The organism is Streptomyces sp. bgisy100, assembly GCF_057709105.1.
In genome coordinates this window covers 113,269-124,725 of sequence record NZ_JBYITE010000017.1, presented here as the reverse complement: position 1 = coordinate 124,725, position 11,457 = coordinate 113,269, and the positions used below count along the sequence as shown (strand labels likewise).

The window sequence follows — 11,457 nt, the reverse complement described above, 5'->3', positions numbered from 1 at the left end:
GGTCCGCCTGCCGCTCGGCCATGCGGTCCAGCCGCAGCCGCCGGCGCGCCTCGTGCAGGGCCCGCATCGAGACGTCGACCCCGACGATCTCGGTGAACTGCCGCTCCTTGAGCAGGGTTCCGACCAACTGCCCCTGGCCGCAGCCGAGATCGAGTACCCGGGCGGCGCCGGCGGCCCGGAGTACGTCCAGGACGGCCTCGCGCCGACGGACGGCCAGCGGTACGGGCTTCTCCTCGGTGTCGGCGCTCTCGTCCACGGCGTTGTCGAGCTCCTCCGGGCGGGCGTCGTCGGCCTCGGCGAGCCGGGCCAGTTCGAGCCGGGCCATGGCGTCCCGGGTGAGCGCCCCGCGGCGGGCGAGGTAGCGACTGGTGATCAGCCGCTGCTCGGGGTGGTCCTCCAGCCAGCCCTCACCGGACCGCAGCAGCTTGTCCACCTCGTCGGCCGAGACCCAGTAGTGCTTGGCGTCGTCGAGCACCGGCAGCAGCACATACAGATGGCGCAGCGCGTCGGCGAGACGGAACTCGCCGTCCAGCACCAGCCGTACATAGCGGGAGTCGCCCCACTCGGGAAAGGTGTCGTCCAGCGGCACCGAATCGGCGGTGACCCGCCAGCCGAGCGGCGCGAACAGCCGTCGCACCAGGTCCGGCCCGCCGTGAGCGGGCAGCGCGGGCACGTCGACACGCAGCGGAATGCGCCGGCCGGCGAGGTCCGGGCGGGCCTGGCAGCGGCCCCTGACCGCGCTGGAGAAGACATTGCCGAGAGCCACCGCCAGCAGCGAAGAGGCCGCGTAGGGACGGTCGTTGACATACTGCGCCAGCGCCGCGTCGGGCGCGCCACCACGTCCCTTGCCCCTGCCGCGGCGGACCAGCGCGACCGGATCGACCTCCAGCAGCAGCGCGGCGGTGCACTGCTCGGCGGTCGCCTCGGGGTAGAAGACATGAGCCCTGCCCTGAGCGGTGGAGAACACCTGCACCACGTCGGGATGCTTGTGCAGCAGGAACCCGAGGTCCGTCGCGGGCCGCTCCGGCGTACCGGTCGTACTGATCGTCAGAAACACATGTCCGAGTATGGTCGGCCGAGTTCTCCTCCCACCACGCATTTTGTCCGGGGTGGTGCACCTGCCGCCCGGGGGTGCCCCTATCCCTTTCGTCCAGCGTCGGGCTGCGGTGCCCTCTGCGCAGTCGTGAGTACGGCAACCGGATCACCTCGGTGCGACTCGGCCACCCGATGACCGGGGCGGTCGAGGCCCGGCGAGCTCTTGGCGAGACGACCACGATCAAGCTCGCTCACGATCAAGCTCGTTGACGATCAAGCTTGTTGACGACGCCGCACAAAGGCCGCGGCAATCGTTATCGCCAAGGTGGTGTTGGCGGCGGTCCAGAACACGAGCTTGGCGGTCGGCCCATTGACCGTCCGCAACTCCCCGTCCGCGTGGAGGCAGAACGAGTCGGGCGGGAAATACCGCGAGACTGGAGTGGCACGCGCGCCGCGGCAGGGTGACGTATCGGGAAAAAGGGACGGCTGCGCGCGCTGCGAGAGGACCCAGCCGACACACACGGTCAGCCACCCGGCCAGCAGGAACACGACCAGCATCCAGCGGGCGACCCGCGCTCGCCGCCCCAGCAGCCAGACCAGGGAAGTCGGCAGGACGAAAACGACAAACGCAGCGGACAGCAGTATCAGCGCCTTCATGAGGCTATGACCATACTGCTCAAAGGTCCGCCGGACAGGCCCTGGTGGATCCGCTGGACGTTGCGGTCCGCAGGCACCGCATGCGCGGAGTTCCCTCCGCGGCGCCCCCTTCCGACGCGGGCAGGGCCGGTGCCCTCTTCGTCGAGCTGCGGGCGGGGCGGCCCACAGCGCCGAGCCGCGCGGAGGCCCGGGGCGTCGGCCGCGGTGGCCCTCACCGCACGGCATCCAGCCGACGGGCGACGGCGGCGATCCGGTCCGGCCCCACCCGGCAGCACCCTCCGATCAGCCGGGCACCCGCCGACTGCCACGCCACGGCCCCGGCCGGGTCGAACGTGACACCGCCCCGCCAGCCGCGCCGCTCCGCGTCCCAGGTCTCGCCACTGTTCGGGTAGACGACGACCGGCTTCCCGCTCACCTCCGCCGCGAGGCCCACGGCGCGGTCCGCGTCGGCCGGATCACAGCAGTTGACCCCGACGGCCAGTACCTGGCCCGAATCGGCCGCCAGCGCGAGGGCCCGGTCCAGAGGCTGCCCGGCGCGGGTGGCGTCACCGGCCGCGGTGTACGACAGCCAGACCGGCACTCCGGTGCCCTCGGCCGCCCGGAGCAGCGCCTCGGCCTCATCCATGTCGGGCACGGTCTCCAGGGCGAGCACATCCGGCCCGGCGGCACAGAGCGCCTCGATCCGCGGCCGGTGGAAGCGCTCCAGCTCCCGGACGCTCAGCCCGTACCGTCCGCGGTACTCACTGCCGTCCGCGAGCATCGCGCCGTACGGCCCCACGGAGGCCGCGACCCACACGTCCGCCCTGTCCCCCGCCGCACGACGGGCCAGTTCGACGCTGCGCCGCAGCAGCGCCGTGGTCTGCGCGCGACCGATGCCCCGCCGGGCGAACCCCTCGTACGTCGCCTGGTAGCTCGCGGTGATGAGCATCCGCGCGCCCGCCCGTACGTACGCGGCGTGAGCGGCCTCGATCTGCTCGGGCGCATCCGCGAGCAGCCGCGCCGACCAGAGTGCGTCCGACAGATCGCACCCCTGGTCCGCGAGCTGATTCGACAGACCGCCGTCGAGCACCACGGCCCCCTGGGCCAGGGCCGCGGCCACGCTCCCACCGCCGGCCCCGCCACCGCCCCCGGGCGCCGGTGTGGAAGCGGACGCGGGTCGGGGTGCAGGTCCGGGTCCGTCCCCGGGTCCGCCCCCGGGTCCGTCCCCGGGTCCATCGCCGGGTCCGTCGGAAGCGGACATCACGACAAGCTCCTCCTACGGCTCCTGCGACTGCCGGCGGCGGCGGCTGACACCGCGCGCCACAGCCATCCGGTTCCTGGGCTGCCCCGCGGCTCGGGCTCCTGCGCCCCACAGCTCAGGCAGCTACAGCTCCCTCAGTCCAGGCTCCCACCGGTCCGAAGTCCGGAGCCGACCGCGCCCGCCAAGGAGCGGAACTCGAGAGGGGCTCACGACTCCGCAGACAACAGGCCACGGGGAGTAGACAGCGGAGTGGTGTGGCTCTGGGGTTGTGGTCAGCAGAGATGTGAGGTTCCGAGGTCGTGGGCAGCGGCTCAGTCGAGCTGGGACTGCACTTCGGAAGCGATGAGTTCCAGGTGGTCGAGGTCTTGCAGATCCAGCAGCTGCAGGTAGATCCGGGAGGAGCCGGTCTCCCCGTAGCGGCCGATCTTCTCCACGACCTCGGCAGGGGATCCCGCGAGACCGTTCTCCTTGAGCTCGTCCACCTCCCGTCCGATGGCGGCTGCCCGTCGTGCGACGTCGGCGTCGTTCCGGCCGACGCACACCACCAGCGCGTTCGAGTACACCAGGTCGTCCCCCTTGCGGCCGGCCTCCTCCGCCGCTGCCCGCACCCGGCCGAACTGTCGCTCGGTGTCCGCGACGGAGGCAAAGGGGATGTTGAACTCGTCGGCGTAGCGGGCGGCCAGCCGCGGTGTGCGGGTCGCGCCGTGTCCGCCGATCAGCACCGGAACCTTCGACTGGGCGGGCTTCGGCAGTGCCGGGGAGTTCTCGATCCGGTAGTGCTTCCCGTCGTAGTCGAACCGGCTGCCCACCTCCGTCCGCCAGAGACCGGTGACGATCGCCAGCTGCTCCTCCAGCCGGGCGAACTTCTCCTGGGGGAAGGGAATGCCGTACGCCTGGTGCTCGGCCTCGAACCAGCCGGCCCCGAGGCCCAGCTCGACCCGTCCACCGGACATCCGGTCCACCTGAGCCACCTGGACGGCCAGCACACCGGGCAGCCGGAAGGTGGCCGCGGTCATCAGAGTGCCCAGTCGGATCCGCCGGGTCTCGCGCGCCAGCCCCGCCAGGGTGATCCAGGCATCGGTGGGCCCGGGGAGACCGTCGACGTCGCCCATATGGAGATAGTGATCCGACCGGAAGAAGGCGTCGAATCCGAGGTCCTCCGTGGCCTTGGCGACGGTGAGCAAGGTGTCGTAGCTCGCGCCCTGCTGGGGCTCGGTGAAGATGCGAAGATCCATGCATCCATCCTGCCTGTTCCTCCCTGCCCGTTCCCTCGCTCCATGGCGCCGCACCCACCCGCGCAGCGGCTGTCTCCGCCACCGCCTCACGCTGACCGCACGGCCACGACCGGCCACCCCCGCACGGGTATGCCCGGCTCCGGACATGCGGTGCGTGAGCGTTGCCGTTCACGCCCGGACCGGCTCACGGCATACACGACCCCGCGCCGGACGGCTCGGCCGGCTCACGACGGCTCCGCCGCCGGGTCCGCCTGCCAGCGCTCTCGTTCCGTCAGCTGCCGCAGCAGCCCGCGTACGCGGTCGCCCGCCTCGTCGGTGGCGTCTATCGCCTCTATGCACTGCCAGTAGAGCGCCTCCTCGTCCGCCGAGCAGGCCACACCCACAAGCGCTATGCCCACTTCCCCCAGCAGCGCGCCCAGCGCCAGGAGCACGCTCCGCGGGTCCTTCAGGCCGGACAGCTGCGCCGCCCGCACACTGCCCTCCCGCTGCCCGGGAAGCCGGAGCGCACCGCACGCCCGGCCGCCGGATTCACTCAGGCCGTGCGCCCTGGACCTGAGCTCCGGCGGCCCGTGGAGCGCCAGATGGCTTCCCACGGCATGCGCCAGGGCCTGCGCCTGCCATGCCTCGGCAACAATCTCCTCGGCCGCCCGCGACTGCGCCAGGGCATGCCGGGTGGCACCGATCAACCGAACCGCATCCATCCGCCCGTCCCCTTCGCCCCGTGCCCCGCTTCGCACGGCCATCGGCCGAACGTCACCTCACCACTACCCAGAGTGATACCGAACGGGCCGAAAAGCCAGGGGGATTCCGAAATTTGTGGACAACTGTTCCCGTGTTGATATCCCCGCCACTCCGAAGAGTGACGATCAGGCTCCCTCGCCGGACGGCCCGGGCGACGCGGACGGCCCGGATGCCCCCGCTGCCCCTGATGACCCGGACGGCGCCGGGAAGCGGTGTTCGTTCCGGTCGATCTTCGCGGCGAGCGCCGTGAGGGCGTCGATCCCGAGCACCTCGCAGAACTGGAGCAGGTACGCGAGTACATCGGCGACCTCGTCGGTCACCCGGTGGGCCGACTCCGGGTCCTCCATCACCCGGGCCGACTCCTCCGGCGTGAGCCACTGGAAGATCTCCACCAGCTCCGACGCCTCGACGCTCAGCGCCGTCGAGAGATTCTTCGGTGTGTGGAACGGCTGCCAGTCGCGCGCCGCCGCGAAGTCGGCGAGCCGCCGCTGCAGTGCCGGGAGGGTGAGCGCGCCGCCGGAGCCGGGCGCCCCCTCAGCCGGCACCGGGGAGCCCGCAGCGGACCCGACCGAGCCGGCCGAGCCGGCCGCATCAGCGGATCCGGAGCCCGTCCCGGAACGGGAACCGAAATCGCCGCCGGAACCGGAACCGGAGCCGGAATCGACGCTGGAGCCGGAGCCCGAATCGGAGCCCGAATCGGAGCCGGAATCGCCGCCGGAACCGGAGCCGGAACCGGAGCTGGAGCCCGAATCGGAGCCGGTGTCAGTGCCGGGGCCGATGTCTGCACCGGAGCCGGAGCCGGAACGGGTGTCGGAGGCGGAGAAAGCGTCGGAGCCGGAGTGGGGAACGGAGTTGGGGCCGGGCCCGGAGTCGGGGTCGGATGTCTGGTTCACACCCCCAGGTCTACCACCGACACCCCGGCCACCCCCTCGGCGGGCGCCCGGTCCTGCACCGCCCCCACCAGCCGTACATGGCCGCGCTCCCCCATCCGGACCGCCAGCGAGAGCAGTTCACGCACCTGCCGCCGGTCGAGACAGCGGTCGAAGCCGTCGGCGAGCACCGTCATGGCCTGCAGGGCGGGCAGGACCTCGGCCACCGGTTCCATCTCCAGCACCCCGGGACCGGTCAACAGCACCAGGGCCAGGGCCAGATAGCGCAGTTCGCCGTCGCCGAGCCGCCCGACCGGCGTGATGCCGAGCGCTCCCCGGTCGAGGACGGCCCGGACCGTGCCGTCGGCGAGCTCCTGGGCCGCCAGATCCTCCACCGCTCCCGCACAGCCCGCCCGGCTCGCGGCGATCAGTGCGGCGTGCCGGGTGCCGCACTCCTCGCGGGTCCGCAGCAGCACCTCGGCCAGGTTGGCGCAGCCGCCGTGCAGCCGCCCCGCCCCGAGGGGGACGGGCACCCGCATCCGCTCCGGCCGCGGGTCACAGACGAAGACCGAGCGCAGCGCCACCACGACCTGTTCGGCGGCGGCCAGCACCAGCCGCTGTCCGGCCGTCTTCCCCGCCACCCGTAACGGCAGCAGCGCGGTGGCCAGCCGGTCGTCCGGCAGCGGCGCCCGGGTCACCGGCACCGAACCGGCCGTGTGCCAGGCCGCCTGGACGGTACGGCGCGCGGGGTCGCGGAGCGCCGTGGAGAGCAGGATCTGCCCGTCGCCGGTCAGCCGCTCGCCGACCACCCGCAGCTCCGGCTCGGCCTGGACGGCGACGTCGAGCCGTACCGATCCGACCGGCCCGTCGACCGTGCAGCCGATCCGGAATCCGCGCCGCCCCTGCGGGTCCGGCCGGGCGCGCTCGGGCACACAGCCCGACGCGTCCGGGAACGCCTTCCCGACCTGCTCGCCGCCGCCCAGCCGGGCCAGTGCCGTGTACGCCTGGAGGGCACTGGTCTTGCCGCTGCCGCTCGGCCCGGCGAAGACGGTGAACGGGCTCAGCGGGAGGACGGCCCGGCGGTGGGACTTGAAGGAGGAGAGCCGCAGTTCGGACAGGGCCGGGCGGTCGTCGGCCCCGACGGGGCGGGTGGGATCCATGACGGGACGGTATGCAGCGGCCGTTCCGGCGAACCGTTCCGCCGGGACGGCCTTCCTACGATCGAGTTAACCGATGAGTCGCCGGTCAGTCCAGCGCCGCGGCCTCCCCGAGCCGCGGCTGCTCCACCTCGGTCCCGGCCGGGGTGAGCAGGAAGACATTGGTGTCGACCCGGTGCATCTTGGCGTTGAGGCCGAAGGCCACTCCGCTCGCGAAGTCGAGGATCCGCTTGGCGACATCGGGCTCCGTGCCGGACAGGTCGAGGAGGATCGGGGTGCTCCCCATGAGGTACTCCGCCACCTCGCGGGCGTCGGCGAAGACCTGTACCCGGATCACCACGAAGCGGCGCGGGTCCCGGCCGCCGCCGTCGGCGGGAAGCGTGCGGTGCCCCGGCCAGGTCGGCCAGGCGTCGCTGCCACGCAGCGGAACGACTTCGGCGAGCCCCTCCCACTGCGCATCGGTGACGTCACGCCGGTTCACCGGACCTCCCCGTGGGTGAGCTGGCTGGATATCGGCATCCTGCCAGCCTAATGACCGTCGCACCGGGATCGGGCGGAGCGACACATGCCGCGCGCCATCGGTGTGACGAGGACCATTCCGGTGGACGGTGACTCATCGGCCACGTCGGCGCGTTCAGGATGGGGCCGGCCACGACGGAATGTTCTGACGAAGCGCCAATTGAACACCATGGGAACACCGTTCGTGCCCCGGGGCCCCGAATCCGGCCTTGGTCCGGAGCGGCCCGGAGTGCCCCGGAGTGCTCCGGAGTGGCCCGGCCGTGCCGCGCGGGCGTGCCGTGCGGGCGTGCCGTGCGGGGGGCGGACGCGGGCCCGGCGCCGGGCGGTACGCACAGGCCGGAGAGTGGGCTCCGCGCAGCTCGGGAAGCCGGAACGGGCCCGCCGCACCACCGAAAGCGGTGCGGCGGGCCCGCGCGGTGTGTTCCGGGTCAGCCCGCCGCGTAGACGTCCTCCACATAGCGCCCGTCGGCGATCAGGCCGTCGAGCCAGGCCTCGGCCGCGTCCGGGTCCGCGCCGGTCCGGGCCGCGTACAGCGTGGTGAAGGCCTCGCGGACGCCCGGCGCCATCCGGCGGCCGTCGCCGCAGACGTACACCCGGGCGCCGTCCGCCAGCAGGTCCCACACCTCGGCCGCCTCGGTGGCGATGCGGTGCTGCACGAAGCGCAGCCCGTTCTCGGGGCATTCGCTGAAGACCGGGCGCATGGACACCGCTCCGAGGGCGTCCGCGGCCCGCAGCTCCTCCGCGTGGAGGTAGTCGGCCTCGGGGTCGTCGCAGCCGAAGTAGCAGAGCGCGGGCGCCGGCCGCTCCCCCTCCGCGAGCCGCGCCCTGCGGTCGGCCACCGCACCGCGGAAGGGCGCCAGTCCGGTGCCGGCGGCGACGAGGATCAGGGGCGTGGCGGCGTCCTCGGGCAGCCGGAACACCTCACGGCACGGCTGGACCCGGGCGTGGACGACGTCCCCGGGCCGCAGCCCGGACAGGAAGCCCGACCCCGTGCCGTGGTACTCCCCGCGTCCGGAGCGGGCCGGTCCGCTCAGCCGCGACACCATGAGGTCGGCGTGGCGCGGATCGCCTGCGGGCGAGGAGGAGATCGAGTAGTGGCGCGGGCGCAGCGGCGGCAGCAGCTCCAGCAGCACCGGCCAGGGGACGGCGCCGCGCAGGGCCGGGTGGTCCGTGAAGAGGTCCGGCAGTGTGCGCTGGTCCGCGGCCAGGGCCTCCGGACTGTCGGCGAGGGCCTGGAGCGCGGCGCGCTCCGGCGGGCAGGGGTTGTGCCCGGCGAGCAGCGCCACCTGCTGTGCGGTGGGCCGGTCCTGCAGCTCGACGAAGTGCGCGAGCAGCTGCCGTACGGTCACCGGGCGGTCGGCCGGCAGCGCGGCGCGGCCGGCGCCGTGCGGCCTGATGTCGAGCACCGTGTCCGGTTCGGCGCCGAACGCGTCCGCGGCGCGCGCCACCAGAGCGGCGTCGTTGACCGGCAGCACCGTCAGATGGTCGGCGGTGCGGTACTCGACGCCGTCGGGGAGGGCGAGCCGGACGAACTGCTTGACGCGGGGGTGGCCGGGGGCGGTGAGGGGGTGGGACTCGGTGACGGTCATCGGGAGCAGGCCGTGGCGCGCGGCGAGCGCGTCGAGCGGGCCGCCGGTCAGCTCCGTGACGGTGTACGCCCCCGCGCCGCCGGTCCGCTCCGCGGGGGCGGGGTGCGCCCCGGCGGAGAGCGGGTCGCCGTAGCGGTCGAGCAGGGATTCCCGCAGGCTCCGGGCGAAGGCGCGCACGCCGCCGGCCAGGTCGCCGGCCGCGTCCGCGGCGCCGCGGACGGTCAGCCGGGTGCCGCCGAGCTCGGCCAGCCGCTCGTCGATCAGGGCCGGGATCCGCTGGTAGGTGGCCGCCCAGTTGCGGTCGCCGACGCCGAGCACGGCATACGTGACGCCGTCGGCCGCTCCCGGTCCTGCCTGCTCCAGCCAGGACAGGAAGGCCGCGGCGTCGTCCGTGGGGCGGCCGTTGTAGGAGGCGGCCACGACGACCACGGGACGGTCGGTGGGCAGCCGGCCGGCATACGCGTCCAGGGATGCCGTGGCGGGCGTGGCGAACCCGAGTTCCTCGGCCTCGCCGGCCAGTTGCCCGGCGAAGGCGCGGCAGGTCCCGTAGTTGGAGCCGTGCAGCACCAGCAGGTCCGTACCGGCCACCACCCGGGTGGGCGGCGCGTCCGCGCCGGCCGGGGCCGCCGGGTCCTCGGCCGGCGCGTCCATGACGTGGACGGCGAGCGCGGTGCGGTCGTCGGCTCGGTCGGCGGGGGTGCGCGGGGTGAGCGTCAGGCTGAAGCCCTCGGGCTTGAGGGTGAGCGTCTCCTTGATCTTCAGCCGGTAGTCGGCGTGGTCGGTCAGCCGGTAGCGGTGCACCAGCAGCCCCAGCAGGAGGACGGCCTCGTGCAGCGCGAACTGCCGTCCGATGCAGGCGCGTTCACCGGTGCCGAAGGGCTTGTAGGCGTGCGGTGAGCGGGCGGCCTCGGCCTCCGGAGCGAAGCGGGCCGGGTCGAACAGCTCCGGGTTGGGTCCCCACACCGGATCGCGGTGGAGCATCGGGGTGAGGACCACGGCCGCCTGGCCGGCCCGCATCGGGATCCGGCCGCCCAGCAGGGTGTCCGCACGGGCCCGGCGCCCGAAGGCGGCCGCGGTCGGCCACAGCCGCAGCGCCTCGTTGACCACCTGGCGGGTGTAACGGAGCCGGCCCACGTCCTCGAACGACGGGTCCGGGTCGGGGGTGTCGCCCCAGAGCGCGTCCACCTCCCGCTGCACGAGGCGCAGCACGGTGGGGTCCTTGGCCAAGTGGTACAGGGCGAAGGAGAGGGCGCCGGAAGTGGTCTCGTGTCCCGCGATGAGGAAGGTGATGACCTGGTTGCGGATGTTGGCCAGGTCCAGGGTGGTGCCGTCGGACGGGTGCGGGGCGCCGAGCATCAGCCCGAGGAGGTCGTCGGTGGACCGGTCCCCGCCGGCCGCCCGGACCCCGATGACCTCGTCGACCACGGCGGCGAGATAGTCGGCGTCGGCGCGGAAGGCGCGGTCCTGAACGCTGTGGTCGCCGCCGGGCGCACGGCCCAGACTGGTCATGCTCCATTCGAGGCAGCGCACCATCGCACTCACGAAGGGGTGCATCCCGGGCCGGGAGAAGGACTCGAAGTCGTAGCCGAATCCGGCCAGTCCGATGGTGTCCAGCGTCATCCGGGTCATGTCGTCGGGTACGTCGACGGGCCGGCCCGCGGCGGCCGCGGCGTCCCAGGCGGCGAGCACCCGGCGGGCGACCTTCAGCATCACGGGGTGGTAGGTGCGCATGGAGCCGAGGGCGAAGGCCGGCATGAGGACGTCGTGCGCCTTGGCCCAGTTCGGCTCGTCGTTGTACGCCGTGAACAGCCCGTCGGCGGCCACCTCCCGGACGTTCTCCAGGGCGGGGCCGACGTGCTTGGCGAACCGGGTCTCGTCGGCGAGTTCCGTGACGAGGTCCAGTGAGCCGACGAACAGCGTCTCGATGCTGTGCAGCCGGCGGCGGAACACCGGGCCGTGCAGCCGGGCCTGCTCCATGGCCTGCTGGAGGGGCGTGTGCGAGGGGCCGGTGCGCGAAATGTCCACGACGGGGATCTCGTCGCGGTCCGGCCCGACGGTCGTGTCGGTCGTCATCACCTGTGCTGCTTCCGCTGGAGGAGGGGTACGCGGGTGCCCGTTCCCCGGACCGCCCGTGGTGGTGCGGTACGGGGCCGGAGGGGCACCTGGTTCAACCTTGGACCGAGTCACGTACCGTTCCGAGCGCGAGGACTACGGAAACATGTAGGGGATCGGCGGGGCGCGCGCTTGCGCTCGCACGGGCCGGGGTCCGGCCGGGTGCGGTGCGCGGGTTCGGCCGGGCGTGGTGCCCGGGTTCGTTCGGGCGTGGTGCGGGTTCCGCCGGGCGCGGTGCGGGTTCGGCCGGGCGCGGTGCGCTGGAGGTGGTCCCCGTTGTCTCGGGCGCGGTGCGCGGGAGAC

General features: G+C 73.3%; 9 protein-coding genes. All 9 read right to left on the bottom strand.

Annotation, left to right across the window (positions count from 1 at the left end; genetic code table 11):
• Positions 1-1,057, bottom strand: a 1,057-nt coding sequence (locus AC3EQ1_RS14735; RefSeq protein WP_432094760.1) for a 3' terminal RNA ribose 2'-O-methyltransferase Hen1, incomplete at its 3' end; no start/stop codon positions are given.
• Between the two features lie 251 nt (positions 1,058-1,308).
• The gene (locus AC3EQ1_RS14730; protein WP_432094759.1) at positions 1,309-1,692 is read right to left on the bottom strand and encodes a hypothetical protein; all 384 of its coding nucleotides are present in this window, start codon (positions 1,690-1,692) and stop codon (positions 1,309-1,311) included.
• A gap of 211 nt (positions 1,693-1,903) precedes the next feature.
• A complete protein-coding gene (mmuM, locus tag AC3EQ1_RS14725; RefSeq protein ID WP_432094758.1) occupies positions 1,904-2,791 on the bottom strand; it encodes a homocysteine S-methyltransferase in 888 nt (295 codons plus the stop codon).
• A gap of 452 nt (positions 2,792-3,243) precedes the next feature.
• A complete protein-coding gene (locus AC3EQ1_RS14720) occupies positions 3,244-4,167 on the bottom strand; it encodes an LLM class F420-dependent oxidoreductase (protein WP_432094757.1) in 924 nt (307 codons plus the stop codon).
• Between the two features lie 224 nt (positions 4,168-4,391).
• A complete protein-coding gene (locus AC3EQ1_RS14715; protein WP_432094756.1) occupies positions 4,392-4,868 on the bottom strand; it encodes a DUF6099 family protein in 477 nt (158 codons plus the stop codon).
• A 165-nt stretch (positions 4,869-5,033) separates the two neighbouring features.
• On the bottom strand, positions 5,034-5,453 hold the full coding sequence (locus AC3EQ1_RS14710) for a nucleotide pyrophosphohydrolase (RefSeq protein ID WP_432094755.1): 420 nt from the start codon (positions 5,451-5,453) through the stop codon (positions 5,034-5,036).
• Positions 5,454-5,797: 344 nt separating this feature from the next.
• Complete coding sequence (locus tag AC3EQ1_RS14705) at positions 5,798-6,937, bottom strand: AAA family ATPase (protein ID WP_432094754.1); 1,140 nt, start codon at positions 6,935-6,937, stop codon at positions 5,798-5,800.
• Between the two features lie 85 nt (positions 6,938-7,022).
• Positions 7,023-7,415 carry a cell division protein SepF gene (locus tag AC3EQ1_RS14700; protein ID WP_432094753.1) on the bottom strand — a complete coding sequence of 131 codons (393 nt, stop codon included), beginning with the start codon at positions 7,413-7,415 and terminating at the stop codon, positions 7,023-7,025.
• 466 nt (positions 7,416-7,881) lie between these two features.
• Positions 7,882-11,115 carry a cytochrome P450 gene (locus tag AC3EQ1_RS14695; protein WP_432094752.1) on the bottom strand — a complete coding sequence of 1,078 codons (3,234 nt, stop codon included), beginning with the start codon at positions 11,113-11,115 and terminating at the stop codon, positions 7,882-7,884.
• Between the last annotated feature and the right edge of the window lie 342 nt (positions 11,116-11,457).